We start from the raw sequence: 16,106 nt of genomic DNA, 5'->3' as shown, positions 1-16,106 counted from the left end.
TATATACTTTGTTCCCTTATCTCTGTATTATATATTCACTATTGCCTCTTGCTTTATAATTCTTTCATACAACTCATCTGATAACTTTTGAAAATCCTCTGGCATATCTTTCCCCTTAAATTTCTTTTGAATCGTACCGTATAGGCCTATATCACGTAACCGTAAAAATAACGGTAACGATTCATACCAACTATCCGCCAGCCTGTGCTCATATTCGTACCCCTTTCTTAACACTTGTAACTGTTTACGAGCAAATTTCGTCTTTTTCTCCAATGTCCACGGTGTAAAAAGAACAGAGTAATAAAGAACCATTGCCAAATCATGAATGAAGTAATTATAGGCAGCGTCATCAAAATCAAAGATTGTTAGCCCTTTTCCATCATAATGAAAGTTACCTGGATGAATATCACCATGCATAAGCCCGAATGTTTCTCTTTTAACCGGAAGAGCCTTTATTTCCTCCATTAATACAGTGGCAATCCCTTTCACCTTCTCATCTTCTAATCTATTAACAATGCTACTTTCATCCTCTTCCCACGTATCACGGTAGTCTGTTTTAGGATAATCCATTGTAAGGCGGTGCAGCTGTCCAATCGCTTTTCCCCACGCTTCAAAGTAAGCATCTCCCCAATAAGGCGATTCTTCTCCTTTTACTTGCTCACCTTGTGCATATGTAAATAAAGACGCAAAAAAGAAAGTGCCATCTTCCGCTCCAATTTCTTCTACAAGGTTTTGAGATATTGAATTACGAGGTCCCGCCACTTTTGCCCCATGCTCCGCAACATACCGTAAAAAATCTAGTTCGGCCTCTACCTCTTTTTTAGAACGATGAGAAGAATGGGTTAAGCGTAATACGTAACCTTCATTATTTTTACCCTTCGCCTTAAAAATATAATTTTCAAAATCACCAAGTGGCTTTTCTTCCACCGTTACATGATATACCTTTGCTGCTCTTGTTAAAATCTCTTTTGTAAAAACACGTTCTACCGCTATTTCCATTTGTATCCCTCCTATATATCTTCTTAATTCGACATAAATGTAAGAAGTACTGCTATGAAATTAAATAGTGCGTGTGCAATCATAGCCGATAAAATAGAATTTGTTTTTTCATATAACCACGCGAATACTACACCGCTTAAAAAATTCACCGGTAATGTGTTATATGTTGGAATATGAACAACGGTAAATATTATTGAACTTATAATCACCCCGCCCAATATGCCATATCTATCACGAAAAAACGTATAAAAAACACCTCGATATAAAATTTCTTCATAGATTGGTGATATAACTGCTGCTCCAATTACCGCGATACAGAACGCATATATTGATTTATCATTTTGGATCGTCTCCGTTTTACTATTTTCGAAAGAAATCCCCAGTTTCTCCATTATCATTAATACTCCAACACTCACTACAATCAAACAAATAACCGCTACAAATGTCCACCATAAATCTTTCCATGAAAGCTTCCGAATTCCAATATCTTTCCACGACAGTTTATATCTTTTTATGCAAAAAAGATAAACTACAAATGTAAATATCACTGCCATTATAAGTCCCATTAATACTCCAGCATATAATGAGTTCCCTAGTATTTTTAAAGCATAATCGTAAAAAAGAGATTCAATCATTACTGGTACAATCAGAAATACGAAAACAAATAAATATAAAATTTCTTTCCATCCCCACATACATTTTAAAGTCATCTACACCATCCCCCTATATCCTATTTTCTTTAGTATAAAAGATGACGTAACGTAACTTTCAAGCTACTTTTTTTAAAAGAATATAAGCATAATTTTTTCATAAAAAGCAAAAATTAACAGTGATAATTCAATTCTAAAAGGGTGGGCCTTATGACAGAGCAAAGCAATAACCAACAAAAAAATAAAACGAAGCATATGTTTCCATCACTTCCGGAAAATATTAATTACATTGAAAATAAGCTCTGTCATTCAGATGATATAAAAAAATTAGATGTCCCTTTCCAAAATGGAAAAGGAACAATTATATATATCGAATCTTTAGCAGACCCAAATTTAATTCATCAATTAGCTCTTGAACCATTATTAACTCGATCGGATCTGTCTTTAGATAAAGCTTTTGCCACATTAAATATGAAAAAAGAAACAAATTTAAATTATGGTGTGCAGCTTTTATTACAAGGTAAATCTTTATATTTTCATGAACACGTCGACAGTTTTTGTATTTTCGAAACAGCTCTATCTTTAAAGAGAGATATAACAGAACCTGATAATGAAGGGATTGTCCGTGGACCGCATACTGGTTTAGTAGAAGATTTAGCAACCAATTTAGCTTCTATTCGTAAACTCATAAAAAGTCCACATGTCGTCGTTAAATATTTCACACTCGGTGAAGAAATGCATACGAAAGTGGCAATTGCTTATATGCAAAACATAGCTAATGACGATCTAGTTACAGAAGTAAAAAGAAGGTTAGAAACGATTAAGACAGATGCACTTATGCCTCCAGGATATATACAAGAATTTATAGAGGATACGTCTTTCTCACCCTTTCCGCAACAATTAAATACAGAGCGCCCAGATAGAGTCGCAGCAAATTTAATGGAAGGACGAGTTGCTATTTTATCTGATGGAGATCCAACTGCACTTATCGTTCCTGTTACGTTATTTGCTTTCTATCAATCACCAGATGATTATAATAACCGCTGGATTGTCGGTTCTTTCATCCGAATGATTCGCTTAGTCAGTTTCTTGATTGCCTTTCTCTTGCCCGCTATATATATCGCAACAGTTGCTTTTCATCCTGATGTGTTGCCGCTCGAACTTGTTTATACGATTAAAGCTTCATTAGAAAAAGTGCCACTTCCTCCTATTTTTGAAGCTCTCTTAATGGAATTAATCTTTGAATTATTACGGGAAGCTGGTATTCGCTTGCCAAGCCGAGTTGGACAAACAATCGGTATTGTAGGTGGTTTAGTAATTGGTGATGCAATTGTAAAAGCCGGTCTCGTTTCTTATACAATGATTATCGTTGTAGCTTTAACTGCAATCTCATCTTTTCTTGTTCCATCAAATGATATGAGTTCCGCAGTTCGGATTCTTCGTTTTCCGTTAATGCTCCTTGCTGCCATATTCGGCTATGTAGGAATATCATTCGGTCTCATTATAACTTTCGTTCATTTATGCCAGTTACATTCATTTCATACCCCCTATCTTTCTCCTGTTGCTCCGATGCGGATAAAAGATATGAAAGACTCTTTTGTACGACTACCAATTTGGTCATTTTGGGAACGACCACATGATTCAAAACCGAAAAAAATGCAACGACAACATGTAACGAGAGAGGATGAGAACGGTGACAAACACGCAAAGTAAAATTTCACTTGTTCAATTTACCTTTTTCGTTATTCAATGCCAAATCGGAGTTGGTATACTTTCTCTACCAAACCGTCTTCACCCAATAGCGAAAGGTGGCGGATGGATTTCTGCTCTCATCGCTGGTCTTGCAATTCAACTTATTATTTTACTTATGTGGCTTTTCTTAAAACGATTTCCTGATGCAGATATGTATGAAAGTGTTTGTATGCTATTTGGGAATAAGTTTGGAAAACTATTAGGTTTTGCTTATGTTTTTTATTTTACCCTTATCGGTATGACGGTTATGTTAAATGCTTGTAATGTCATTAAAGTTTGGATATTACAAGCAACTCCTTGGTATGCCACCCTCATGCTATTTACAATAGCTTGTTGTTACATAGCTTATAATACGTTCAAAGTCATCGTACGGTTTTACGTCATGGCTTCTATTCTCATTTTACCAATGGCTCTTTTAATTGCCCTAGGGCTTACACGAGCTGATTTTTCTTACATTTTTCCAATTACAGAAGCCGGATGGTGGAATATTATTCAAGCATCAAAAGAAACCATTACAGCTATGTATGGTTTTGAGATTATTCTTATCGCTTTCCCAAAAGTAAACGGGAGTTCTGTGGCAAAACTGAAAGCAATTTCTATCGCTAATGGATTTGTAACTCTTTTTTATACTTTTACTGTTTGGATTTGCTTTATCGTATTTAGTCCAAAACAAGTTGAACTTATTCCAGAGCCAGTTGCTTACTTATTGCGTTCTCTGCATATTGGGATTATAGACCGAACCGATTTACTATTCATCCCAATATGGATGATAACTGTTGTAGCTTCTATTGCTAGTTATTACTGTGCCGCTTCTATAGGAATTGGACATATCTTCAATCTGGCTAATCATAAAAAGGCTGTTCCAATCGTTGGTATTATTGCTTTTAGTGTAGCCCTATTTATAGATACACCTGAAGAATTAAAAGTAATTGCAACTTTTACTGATAAGTTCACGTATATTTTCATAGTTGTCCTCCCTCTTTTATTTCTACTTTATTCAGTAATAAGGAATAAGAAAGGAGAACAGTATGTTCCAAAAAAGAGTTAAATTACTTTTTATATTATGTACTAGTGCATTCCTTTCTGGCTGTTGGGATCAAGAACCATTAAGAGAAGCGAGATTAGCTTATAGCATTGGATATGATATTACGGAAGAAAATAAACTTCAGCAAACGCTTGAACTCGTAAAAAGTTCAAGCGGAGAGCAATCTTCATTCGAGAATGAAATACATTCAGCAAACGGGCATAACATAAGGGATACAAGCGATGCCCTAAAAAAAAATGTGACTGGGAATATTCGCTATTTTAAATATGGTGTTCAATTACTAGGAACCAAAATTCTAAAAAAAGGTATACTCCCCTATTTAGATGTCAGCTTTCGGGACCCAACAAACCCAACTGCTTTAGTAAAACTTATTGCAGTAGATGGTGAAACATCCGAGGTACTAGAAAAAAAGAAGGTAGGAAATTTACTAATTGGAGATTTTCTAAAGAAAAAAGTGAAAAGCTTAGAAGATATGAGTGTATTTCCAAAAGAAACTTTAGAAACAGCTGCTACAAAAATGTTAGATCCCGGTAAAGACTTTACCCTCCCTTCTATAAAAATAAAAGGAAAAGAAGTAATTACAAACGGGTTAGCTTTATTTAACAACGATAAATTAACTGGGCATTTACCTTTGAAACAATCTGTTCTATTCGTGTTATTAACCGGAAAAATGGGAACAAGTGCCCGTATAACCCAAAAACTTACTAGCGATGAATCAGAGAAGACATCTGATTATTTAACAATGGAAGTGAGCAATCGGAAACTAAAAAGAGACTTGAATATAACGACTGACAAAAAAGGAAATGTTTACGCTCATCTAAAACTAAAGCTACAAGTAATCGCTCTTGAAGCACCGAGAGATAATCTTTATAAAATGGGAGAAAGAAAAAAACTAAACAAAGAATTATCTAAGCAGCTCACAAAAGAAGCAAAACAAATAACGAAAAAGCTACAAAAAGCAAATTGTGACGCTTTCGGTATAGGTAGAAATCTTATCGCTTATCATCCAGAGTTATGGAAGAAAAAGAATTGGAATAAAGATTATGCAAAGGTAAAATTTAAACCGGAAGTAGAAGTAAAGATTTTATATAGTGGCGTCTTAAAATAAAAAGGTTGGACGCCCGCCGGCATCCAACCTTTTATTTCATATAACGATATACAATTGACTCATACGGTCTTAAGTTAAGATTGGTAATATCTTTACTTGAATCTTTGTAATTTGATAATAATACTTCTTGTTTCATACCATCTAATTGAACATGAACTGGTACAGAATACGTTATTTCTTCTCCATAGAAGTTATTTATAACAAGTAATACTTCATTATTTACAGTACGTGTATACGCCCAAATGCTAGGATGATTTCCATCTAAAATAGCATATTTCCCTTCTGTAAGGACATCGTATTTTTTTCTAAGTTCAATTAGCTTTTTATAATGATAAAATACAGATTCTCTATCTTCTAATGCCTTCTCTACGTTTATTTCTTTAAAATTTTCAGCCACAGAAATCCAAGGTGTACTTGTTGTAAAACCACTGTTCACCTCTTCATTCCACTGCATCGGAGTACGGGAATTGTCACGAGATTTTTGTTTTAAAATCCCGATAATCTCTTTTTTTGATAATCCTTCTTCTAGCTTTATATCATATATATTTAACGACTCTACATCACGATATTGCTCGATGGACTCGAATTTAGGATTCGTCATACCGATTTCTTCACCTTGGTAAATGTAAGGCGTTCCTTGCAACATATGCATAGCTGTCGCTAACATTTTCGCAGATTCATTTCGGTACTTCTCATCATCACCAAACCGTGAAACGATACGAGGCTGGTCATGATTACACCAGAATAACGCATTCCATCCTCCGCCCTTTTGCATTTCAATTTGCCAATTAGACATAATTTCTTTTAATTTAATGAAATCAAAATCAGCTTTCGTCCACTTATCACCATTCGGATAATCTACTTTTAAATGATGGAAACTAAACGTCATGCTTAGTTCATTGCGCTCAGGATTCGAATATTTAATACAATTATCAATTGTCGTAGATGACATTTCTCCAACTGTAATTACATCTTTCCCTTCAAAAACATTTTGGCTCATCTCTTGTAAATATTCATGGACGCGTGGACCATCTGTGTAATATTTACGCCCATCACTTGTAGCAGTGGTGCCTTCATCACTTAAAAATCTTTGATCTTTTGAAATTAAGTTAATAACATCAAGGCGGAATCCTTTTACACCTTTATCGAGCCAAAAGCGCATCATATCGTACACTTCTTCACGAAGCTTTTCATTTTCCCAGTTTAAATCAGCTTGCGTCTCATCAAATAGATGTAAAAAATATTGCCCTGTTTTCTCATCATATTTCCAAGCAGATCCTCCAAATTTAGACTGCCAATTATTCTTTTCATCACGCCAAATATAATAATTTCGATACGGACTATTCTTATCTTCTTTTGCTTCTTTAAACCACTTATGCTCCGTTGAACTATGATTTACAACGATATCAAGCATGATTTCAATGTCACGTACTTTCGCTTCTTTTAAAAGCTCTTCAAACTCTTCCATCGTCCCGTAAGATGGATCAATGCTGTAATAATCACTTACATCGTATCCATTGTCATTTTGTGGTGATCGGTATATCGGTGTTAACCAAATATAATCCACTCCAAGTTCCTTTAAATAATCTAATTTCTCTGTAACTCCCTTTATATCACCGGTTTCTTTATTATAGTAACTATTAAAGCTCTTCGGATAAATTTGATAGACTACACTTTTATGCCAATCTTTCATGCTTAATTTCCTCCTACTTCTGTTTTACTCGTTTCGCAAATAACCATGTTAATGTAAATGGAATTACTACTGCGATTATCATCCCTACAATAAACATTGGAATCGATTTCGGAATGATAGAAATAAATGCTGGCAATCCGCCAATTCCGATTGCTGGTGCTAATACACCATTTAATGTAATAAATATCGCTGCTATAGCAGACCCAATAATCGCTGCATAGAACGGGAATTTATTTCTTAAATTCACACCGAACATCGCTGGCTCTGTAATACCGAAGTACGCTGAGATTGCTGATGTTGATGCCATACTTTTATCATTTTGATTTTTAGAAATCCAGAACATCGCTAGTGCCGCACTACCTTGTGCAATGTTAGAAAGAGCAATCATCGGCCAAATAAATGTACCGCCGTGCTGTGCAATTAGCTGCAAATCAATTGCAATAAACATATGATGCATTCCTGTAATTACGAGCGGTGCATATAATGCTCCAAATAATACTGCTCCAAGTACTGGTACCGTTTCATATACGCCAACTAATCCAGCCGTTAATAAATCGCCAATATGACGTGTAACTGGACCGATAATTCCTAACGCTAATACACCTGTTACAACGATTGTTGTAATTGGTACAACTAATAATTGAATTGCGTTTGGCACATGTTTCTTTAAGAAGATTTCAACTTTACTTAATACGAATGCTGCTACTAAAATGGGTAAAATTTGACCTTGATACCCTACCTTTTCAATTTGGAATAGCCCTAAAATATCGAAGTACTCAATCTTTTGTCCCTCTAAACCAGTCGCTGCTTTTCCATAATCCCACGCGTTTAATAAGGCCGGATGCACAAGCATTAATCCCATAACAATCCCTAGTATTGGACTACCACCAAAGCGCTTCGTTGCTGACCAACCAACAAGTGCCGGTAAGAATACGAATGCTGTATTGGCCATCATATTAATTAAATCCCAAAGCCCACCTAAGTTCGGATATACTTCTAATAAATTTTTCCCATCAAAAAATAAGTCCTTTGCCCCTAACAGATTATTAATCCCCATTAGTAAACCTGCCGTAATAATTGCTGGCAAAATCGGCATAAATACATCTGAAAATACTTTTACAAACTTTTGAACTGGATTTAATTTTTTATCCCCTGAACCTTTTACGTCAGCTACTGTCGATTCTTCCATACCTGCAAGCGTTATCAATTCAGCGTATACTCGATCGACATCACCTGGACCAATTACAATTTGAAATACCCCAGCGTTATGAAACGCTCCCTTTACTAATGAAACAGACTGTAATTTATCATTATCTATTTTATTTTCATCTTTTAAAGCGATACGTAGCCTCGTTACACAGTGCGCAGCTTGTTCAATATTGTCTTTCCCACCAATATACTGCAACACTTCTTCTGCTGTTTTACGATAGTCTTTCCCCATATTCCCGTCCCTCTTTTCTTTTTTTGATACCGTTTACACTTACATATTAACTCGTATATATAAGTTAGTCAACACTCATATATATAAGTTGATGATTTTTTTATAAATAAAGAGATGGAACGATTATTTCGCTCCATCTCTTTATTTTCTTCGCGCCACATCCGAAAAGTGAAAAATATCTAAGCGGTGACGTGATTCCGTATATTCGAACTGACTCCCATCGTATAAATGAGTAAAGTTTTTTACAACGACAACATAGTCTGTTCCATTTAAATCTAAATACTTTCGGTCATCATCTGTACATGGCTGTACTTCAATTACCCTCTGTGAATAGCTAATATGTAGTCCTAATTCTTTTTCGATGTATTTATAAATCGATGCAGTTGCAATTTCTCTCGTTAATCCTGGAATATATTCCGATACAAAATGGTTTATATCTAAAATTACTTTTTCTCCATCAATATTTCGTACGCGTTTAATATGATCTATTTCCGTTTTTTCTTTCACATTTAATAACTTTGCTACATCTTTCGTCGCTTTCATTTTCTCTATTTCCACGACTTCTGTAATACAGTAACGTCCTAAACGTTCATTTTCTTCTTGAAAACTTACAATACCACCAAAGTTAAATTCAATGTTTTTGCGCTTTAATACAAAAACACCTTTTCCGTGTATTTTTTGAACATATCCACGCTCTTGCAATAAATCTACAGCTTTTCTTACAGTACCCCGGCTTGCCTCGTACTGCTTCATTAATTCCGTTTCTGATGGAATTTTGCATCCTTCTTTTAATTGTTTATTATCAATAGACTTGCTGATTTCTGTATAAATTTGTTCATACTTACTCATCATCTACAATAGCCCCTTGTCACCTTCTAATTCTATATGTATTATACCACGCTATACTCTTCTGCCAATCTCTCACTTATTTTCCAGTACAAGAAAACTATAGGTAAATATTTAGTCCCTAAAACGTATTTTTATAAATTTTTTAATATTTTTCTTTTCATTCAAAAAAACATATAGTATACTAACTTCAAAATCAGAGGAGAAAGGGAGCAAAGAACTATGCTTACTTATACAACTGTAGTTACATTTGCACAAAAACATCATCATCATACTTAACCCTTGAAACCTAGCGGAAAAATTACGCGTAGGTACAAGGGTTATTCCCGTTGTACCTACGCTTTGGCAAAGAGCCATGTAGGTATTTTTTATCTACATGGCTCTTTTTTTATTGCCAAAAATGCTAGTAAAAAATGATGTTTAAGCAAAACTTACTACAAAGGAGTTAACAAAAATGGAAACGAAAAAATGGGGATTATGGATTTTAATAGCTTTTGTTATCGGGAATATGGTTGGTGGCGGTGTATTTATGCTTCCAGCAAACTTAGCGCAAGTATCAGGTCCAATGGGATCTACACTTGCATGGAGCATTACAGGACTGGGTGTATTTATGATCGCTCTCGTATTTGGTAATTTAGCAATTCGTAAACCAGAATTAACAGCAGGACCACAAAGTTACGCCCAAGCAATGTTTACTTCCCAAAAAGCAGGTAAAGTTGCAGGATATAGTATGGCTTGGGGGTACTGGGCTGCTAATTGGGCTGCTACAGCATCTGTAATTATTTCCTTTGCAGGATATTTATCAACCTTCTTTCCTGTTTTACAAAGTAAGCAAATTCTCTTTTCAATAAATGGATTTTCACTAGAGCTCGGAAAAGGATTAACTTTCATGGTATGTAGCCTTATGTTATGGGGGATTCAATATATTCTGTCTCAAAATATTGATAGAGCCGGAAATATGAACCTTCTTGCTACCATTGCAAAGATTATCGGATTTACAATGTTTATTGTTATTACATTATTTATTTTTAATGCCTCTAATTTCGGGGACGGTCAAACATTTATGAATGAAGCTGGACAACCTATTTCGTTGGGGGGACAAATAAATTCAGCAGCTATCGCAACACTTTGGGCATTTATCGGTATTGAGTCAGCAGTTATGCTCTCTAACCGCGCAAAATCTCAGCGCGATGTTAAGAAAGCTACGATTTTCGGATTAATTATCGCTCTTCTTATTTACATGGCAATTACTCTACTCACAATGGGCGCTCTCTCGCAAGATGCTTTAAAAGAGTCTCAAAAGCCATTAGTAGATGCTTTAAATTTAGCAATTGGTACTAAAGGTGCTTATATAATGGCACTACTTGCGCTCGTATCTTTATTTGGATCTACTGTAGGCTGGATCGTTGTTAGCTCAGAAGTACCTTACCAAGCAGCAAAAAAAGGACTTTTCCCTAAGGTTTTCGGAAAAACGAATAAAAAAGGAAGTCCTTCAAAATCATTATTTATTACAAATGTGATGACACAAATTTTCTTATTTTCGACGATTTCTGGTACTGTTTCAGAAGCATATAATTTCGCTATTGTTGTAGCAACATTAGCATTTTTAATCCCGTACCTTGTTTCTACCTTGTACCAGTTAAAATTAGTTATTACGGGGGAAACGTATGATATAATGCCTGGATCTCGAGTAAAAGATGGGATCATTACTGCATTAGCATTTTTATATTCCTTATGGGTTATTAAAACGGGAACTGCTGATTTAAAAACATTCTTCTTAGGCATTGGTTTGTTTGTATTAGGTCTTCTTCTTTATCCAGTTTTAATGAAAGATTCACAAAGAAAACAATAAAAAAGAGAAGCTTTTCGCTTCTCTTTTTTTATTAAAAATCAGTTAATAATTTTTCTTTTAGTTCCCCTATATCTAACGGTTTCGCATAATAAAAACCTTGTACAAAGTCGCAACTCATTGATTTTAATAAACTTTCTTGTTCTACCGTTTCTACCCCTTCAGCTACCACTAATAAATTTAAACTATGGGCGATTTCAATAACCGATTTTACAATCGTTCGCTCTGGTTGTGCATGATCATAATGAAACTCACGAATAAAATTACGATCAATTTTCACAATATCAAGTGGTAGTTGTTTTAAATAATATAATGAGGAATACCCTGTTCCGAAATCGTCTAAAGCGATTAAAATTCCCATACTTCTTAATTCTTGTAATGTAGCAATAATATAATCAAAATGACGTACAGCTATACTTTCTGTTATTTCTAATATTAAACGATTTGGCGGAAACCCTGTTCGCTTCAATATACTACGAACAGATAAAATAAATCGCTTTTGCATCAATTGTTGTATTGATAAATTAACAGATAACTTCAGTCCCTCTTGATAATCTGGTAAAGTTTTAAACAGTCGACATGACTTTTCTAGTACCCAGTCTCCTAGTTTTATAATAAGTCCACACTCTTCAGCTACAGGGATAAATTCACTTGGCGAAATAGGACCTTCTTCTGTCTTACAGCGTACTAAAGCCTCAATACCAGTACATTTCTTTGTTTTCAAATCAATAATGGGTTGTAATGCCACTTTTAATTCTTCGTCACGAATCGCTTTTTGCAAAGCAAATTCTATTTTCATTCTACGGTTTATTTTCGCACGTAATTCATCTGTAAAGAAGCACGCCACATTTCTTCCTTGCTCTTTCGCACTATACATGGCTAAATCCGAATTTTTTAATAACGTTTCAACGTCTTTTCCATCTTGCGGATAGGAACAAAGTCCTAGACTAGCTGAAATATATACTTCATGACCTTCAAGCATAAATGGCGCTTGAAAGCATGACAACACGGATGTCGCTAACTGCCTCATCTCATCATGTGTATGAGTTTTTGTTAACAGTACAAATTCGTCGCCACCAAGCCTAGCTAGAACATCTTTCTCTCCTAGCACATAATGCAACCGTGAAGCAACTTCGCTTAAAAGTAAATCTCCTATCATATGACCTAACGTATCATTCACTAATTTAAAACGATCTAAATCAAAGTAAATCATGCCAAACTCTATTTTCTCTGCAATCATCTTATTTACAGTCGTAATTAACTGTAAACGGTTCGGTAAACTTGTTAACGCATCATGATAAGCAAGTTCCCTATAACGACTTTCGCTTAATCGTAATCTTTGTTCTGCTTCTTTCCTACTACTTATATCATTTCGAATTGCAATAAATTGATAAGGTTCTCCCTTTTCATTTAAAAATGGAACAATTGTTGTTTTAACCCAATAATACGAACCATCTTTTGCTTGATTTCGAATTTCCCCCGTCCAAACTTTTCCACTCAAAATACGCTTCCATAGGATTTGAAAAAATGCTTTCGGATGATATCCGGAATTTAAAATACGGTGATCTTTTCCTATTAACTCTTCTCTTTTATATTTTGAGATTTTACAAAATTTATCATTCACATATGTAATAAGACCATTTCGGTCTGTAATAGCAACAATTGAAGACTCATCTAATGCTAATTTTAAATCTTGCAATGAAGAGTCATATAATGCATGACCTCTTTGTTCTAGCATGCGCACCTCTCCTTGCTTCCTATCTGACTAAAACACAACTCGTTTCTCTTCATAGAAATAGAGATATTTCATTTTCTAACAATACGCCTTTACATAAAATGAAACTTTAATCAGTGGGGGGGTGTTCATCCCCCACTGATTATTAGCCTTCACCAATTGGGCTTTTATCTCCCACCTAACTTCCTCACATTCACCGAATTTTGAGGTGGGAGTCTTACTGCCCGTTAATGCGGGATAAATCACAATTTTTTTCTAAATAGGCCGATTAAAATAACATAATATTATTTATAAAAAAAAGCAATATGGTGCTGTTTTAATTATAGTAGAAGCTTCTCATCTCTCTACTTATCTAAGCTTATTATACAGTATTCTCTTACATTCTTTGAATTTGTAAAGTGACAATTTCATCACTATTAGCCTCTGCTCCCTACTAATACGACCTCACACCTAACCTCTTTTATTTCATTAAATGTTAAGATGTAAATCTAACTGCCGATACATAATGAAATAGAGATTAATATACAAAATGCAACGATTCACGAATACTAATATAAAGTGAAACTTTAATCAGTGGGGGTTTTACTACCCACAAATAGCGGGATAAAGCCAAAATTTGCATTTAACATATTGAATTATAATAACAAAATATTAACATATTTTCACCTTGTTTTTGGAAATATTTTATAAATAAAATATTAAACTAAAAAAGAGGATATCCTCTTTTTTAGTTTAATACTGATATGGTATTTGCTGATAACCCGGGTATGGCATTGGATATGGTGCTGGATATGTTACTGGGTACGGTGCTGGATAGTAGCCTCCACCTGCTGCACCCGTTAATGCGCCAGCTGTAAGCCCACCTAACATGCCTCCAGCAAAACTTCCTGGGAAAAATCCTCCGCCCCACGAGCCGCCACCCCAGCCCCATCCACCACCGTGATGATGATGATGATCATAATGATTGTGCCCACCATGGTGATTATGTCCGCCATTATGATGGTGCCCTCCATGATTATGACGATAATACAATCCGTTATTTTCTATATAATTCATTATTTCCCTCTCCTTTCCATTTCCTCACCTTAATAAGAAGAATTCGCGTAATATGGATAACCATATCCTGGGCTTCATAATGCACCTGCTACAAATCCAGGAAAGAAACCTCATTCCCTTTCCTATATAAGAGGCAAGGGTTTTGTCCCTCCTACACTGATCATTAACCAGCAAATAGCGGGATAACAACGTAACAATATACTGTATGTAGGACAAATGCGGAAAGTATAGGACAAATGTCTATATTTTGTAAAAAAAACAAAACACTTTATAATAAGGATGTCAGATTATATCTTCTATTTAAGAAGTCTATATTTAAGAAAGATTAGAGGAATTATATAGAAATGAAGAAACCTATCGTTCAATTATTATTAATATTTACAATCGTATCTATCGTTCTTTTCCTATTAAATACATCGGTTATTTCGTTATATACGTTTGTTGGTGCTCTATGGTCCATCACAATCGTAGGAATTTCATTCGTTATTTTTATCGAAAATAGATCACCCCAAAGCACCTTAGCGTGGTTTTTAGTATTAGCACTTCTTCCTGTTGTAGGTGTACTTTTATACTCTATTTTCGGGCGTAGCCGTTGGAGAAGAAAAAAACATCTTCATCGTTCAGAAGAACAAAGAAAATTATTCCGCGAAATATTAGAAGGAAGACGACTAGAATTATCACTCACAGTCCCATTACATGAACGTTCTATACATTTAACAGAAGTCGTACAAAAATTCGGAGGCGGGCCTGCCGCGGATAGAACGACAACAAAACTTTTAACAAACGGTGATCAAACCTTTTCAGAAATTTTGAACGCAATCGAGAATGCAAAACATCACATACATATTCAATACTATATTTATAAATCTGATGAGATTGGTAAAAAAGTACGCGATGCTTTAATACAAAAAGCAAAAGATGGTGTTATTGTACGCTTCCTTTATGATGGACTCGGAAGTAATACGTTAAGACGACGATTTTTACAACCTATGAAAAAAGTTGGAATTGAAATTGTCGAATTTGACCCTATTTTTTCAGCTTGGTTACTCGAGACAGTTAATTATCGTAATCACCGTAAAATCGTCATTGTAGATGGAGAAATTGGTTTTACCGGAGGGCTCAACGTCGGTGATGAATATCTTGGTCGCTCAAAAAAATTCCCTGTTTGGCGTGATAGTCATTTAAAAATAGAAGGAAAAGCATTGTATAAATTACAAGCCATCTTTCTAGAAGATTGGCTTTATGCGTCTAGTGGATTGAATACTTATTCTTGGGATCAATTTATGAATAGACAATACTTCCCAGGAAAAGAAATTCCGGATGCAGAAGGTGCGGTGCAAATTGTAGCAAGTGGACCAAGCTCAGATGATAAAAGTATTCGTAATACATTACTAGCTATTATGGGCTCAGCCAAAAAATCTATTTGGATCGCTACACCATACTTTATTCCGGATCAAGAAACTTTAACATTATTACGCCTAAGTGCAATATCTGGCATAGATGTACGTATTTTATATCCTGGTAAGAGTGATAGTATTATTAGCGATCAAGCATCTCAATCCTATTTCACTCCACTTTTAAAAGCTGGTGCTTCTATTTACAGTTATAAAGATGGATTTATGCATGCAAAAATTGTACTCGTTGATGATACAATCGCAACAATTGGAACAGCAAATATGGATGTACGTAGCTTTGAATTGAATTATGAAATTATTAGCGTACTATATGAATCAGAAACCGTTCATGATATTAAACATGATTTTGAAGAAGACTTTAAACACTCCAATGAAATTAAATGGAACTCGTTCCAAAAAAGAAGTATCAAAAAAAGAATATTAGAGTCCTTTATGCGACTCATTTCTCCTTTACTATAAGCAATCAATGTGATATTGATTGCTTTTTCTTTTATATTTCCCCCTTCTCCTTTTCTTT

Annotated in this window: 12 protein-coding genes; 5 read left to right on the top strand and 7 right to left on the bottom strand. The window is 34.9% G+C overall.

The window, feature by feature from the left end; genetic code table 11:
• Window positions 1–27 precede the first annotated feature (27 nt).
• A complete protein-coding gene (locus tag ABH959_RS20615) occupies window positions 28–999 on the bottom strand; it encodes a phosphotransferase enzyme family protein (protein ID WP_113937902.1) in 972 nt (323 codons plus the stop codon).
• Window positions 1,000–1,022: 23 nt separating this feature from the next.
• A complete protein-coding gene (locus ABH959_RS20610) occupies window positions 1,023–1,709 on the bottom strand; it encodes a CPBP family intramembrane glutamic endopeptidase (RefSeq protein WP_113937901.1) in 687 nt (228 codons plus the stop codon).
• A 150-nt stretch (window positions 1,710–1,859) separates the two neighbouring features.
• Between ABH959_RS20610 and gerKA the strand changes: the two genes are divergently transcribed.
• Genes gerKA through gerKC form a run of 3 tightly spaced genes read left to right on the top strand, consistent with a single transcriptional unit; the run spans window position 1,860 to window position 5,554 of the window.
• Complete coding sequence (gene gerKA / locus ABH959_RS20605) at window positions 1,860–3,362, top strand: spore germination protein GerKA (RefSeq protein ID WP_113937900.1); 1,503 nt, start codon at window positions 1,860–1,862, stop codon at window positions 3,360–3,362.
• Complete coding sequence (locus ABH959_RS20600; protein ID WP_000185782.1) at window positions 3,343–4,449, top strand: GerAB/ArcD/ProY family transporter; 1,107 nt, start codon at window positions 3,343–3,345, stop codon at window positions 4,447–4,449. Before gerKA ends, ABH959_RS20600 begins: the two co-directional genes overlap by 20 nt.
• Window positions 4,430–5,554 (top strand): spore germination protein GerKC, encoded by a 1,125-nt coding sequence (gene gerKC / locus ABH959_RS20595; RefSeq protein ID WP_113937899.1) that lies wholly within the window; start codon window positions 4,430–4,432, stop codon window positions 5,552–5,554. The genes ABH959_RS20600 and gerKC overlap by 20 nt, the downstream gene beginning before the upstream one ends.
• 31 nt (window positions 5,555–5,585) lie before the next feature.
• On the opposite strand, the gene treC is transcribed toward gerKC, so the two are convergent.
• The 3 genes from treC to treR all read right to left on the bottom strand — a co-directional run bounded on the left by treC (window position 5,586) and on the right by treR (window position 9,540).
• Entirely contained in the window at window positions 5,586–7,247 is a 1,662-nt protein-coding gene (gene treC, locus ABH959_RS20590; protein ID WP_113937898.1) for an alpha,alpha-phosphotrehalase, read from the bottom strand.
• Between the two features lie 13 nt (window positions 7,248–7,260).
• Window positions 7,261–8,688: a PTS system trehalose-specific EIIBC component gene (treP, locus tag ABH959_RS20585; RefSeq protein ID WP_002063769.1), complete on the bottom strand. Its 1,428-nt coding sequence runs from the start codon at window positions 8,686–8,688 to the stop codon at window positions 7,261–7,263.
• 141 nt (window positions 8,689–8,829) lie between these two features.
• Window positions 8,830–9,540 (bottom strand): trehalose operon repressor, encoded by a 711-nt coding sequence (treR, locus tag ABH959_RS20580; protein ID WP_002063767.1) that lies wholly within the window; start codon window positions 9,538–9,540, stop codon window positions 8,830–8,832.
• 448 nt (window positions 9,541–9,988) lie between these two features.
• Here treR and ABH959_RS20575 point away from each other — a divergent pair, with 448 nt between their 5' ends.
• Window positions 9,989–11,386: an amino acid permease gene (locus ABH959_RS20575; protein ID WP_113937897.1), complete on the top strand. Its 1,398-nt coding sequence runs from the start codon at window positions 9,989–9,991 to the stop codon at window positions 11,384–11,386.
• 31 nt (window positions 11,387–11,417) lie between these two features.
• Here ABH959_RS20575 and ABH959_RS20570 read toward each other — a convergent pair whose 3' ends face one another.
• On the bottom strand, window positions 11,418–13,121 hold the full coding sequence (locus ABH959_RS20570; protein WP_113937896.1) for a putative bifunctional diguanylate cyclase/phosphodiesterase: 1,704 nt from the start codon (window positions 13,119–13,121) through the stop codon (window positions 11,418–11,420).
• A gap of 729 nt (window positions 13,122–13,850) precedes the next feature.
• The gene (locus ABH959_RS20565; protein WP_016097214.1) at window positions 13,851–14,174 is read right to left on the bottom strand and encodes a hypothetical protein; all 324 of its coding nucleotides are present in this window, start codon (window positions 14,172–14,174) and stop codon (window positions 13,851–13,853) included.
• A 344-nt stretch (window positions 14,175–14,518) separates the two neighbouring features.
• Here ABH959_RS20565 and ABH959_RS20560 point away from each other — a divergent pair, with 344 nt between their 5' ends.
• Window positions 14,519–16,048 (top strand): cardiolipin synthase, encoded by a 1,530-nt coding sequence (locus tag ABH959_RS20560; protein WP_113937895.1) that lies wholly within the window; start codon window positions 14,519–14,521, stop codon window positions 16,046–16,048.
• The last annotated feature ends 58 nt before the right edge of the window (window positions 16,049–16,106 follow it).

The sequence above is a fragment of the Bacillus sp. RC51 genome (assembly GCF_044908115.1).
Taxonomy (GTDB): Bacteria; Bacillota; Bacilli; order Bacillales; family Bacillaceae_G; genus Bacillus_A; species Bacillus_A mycoides.
This window is presented reverse-complemented; position numbering and strand designations above follow the sequence as displayed.

Excerpts from the sequence above, each read along its gene's own strand:
- ABH959_RS20615 (WP_113937902.1), bottom strand. The coding sequence starts at position 999 with ATGGAAATAGCGGTAGAACGTGTTTTTACAAAAGAGATTTTAACAAGA.
- ABH959_RS20610 (WP_113937901.1), bottom strand. The coding sequence starts at position 1,709 with ATGACTTTAAAATGTATGTGGGGATGGAAAGAAATTTTATATTTATTT.
- gerKA (WP_113937900.1), top strand. The coding sequence starts at position 1,860 with ATGACAGAGCAAAGCAATAACCAACAAAAAAATAAAACGAAGCATATG.
- gerKC (WP_113937899.1), top strand. The coding sequence starts at position 4,430 with ATGTTCCAAAAAAGAGTTAAATTACTTTTTATATTATGTACTAGTGCA.
- treC (WP_113937898.1), bottom strand. The coding sequence starts at position 7,247 with ATGAAAGATTGGCATAAAAGTGTAGTCTATCAAATTTATCCGAAGAGC.
- treP (WP_002063769.1), bottom strand. The coding sequence starts at position 8,688 with ATGGGGAAAGACTATCGTAAAACAGCAGAAGAAGTGTTGCAGTATATT.
- treR (WP_002063767.1), bottom strand. The coding sequence starts at position 9,540 with ATGATGAGTAAGTATGAACAAATTTATACAGAAATCAGCAAGTCTATT.
- ABH959_RS20575 (WP_113937897.1), top strand. The coding sequence starts at position 9,989 with ATGGAAACGAAAAAATGGGGATTATGGATTTTAATAGCTTTTGTTATC.
- ABH959_RS20570 (WP_113937896.1), bottom strand. The coding sequence starts at position 13,121 with ATGCTAGAACAAAGAGGTCATGCATTATATGACTCTTCATTGCAAGAT.
- ABH959_RS20565 (WP_016097214.1), bottom strand. The coding sequence starts at position 14,174 with ATGAATTATATAGAAAATAACGGATTGTATTATCGTCATAATCATGGA.
- ABH959_RS20560 (WP_113937895.1), top strand. The coding sequence starts at position 14,519 with ATGAAGAAACCTATCGTTCAATTATTATTAATATTTACAATCGTATCT.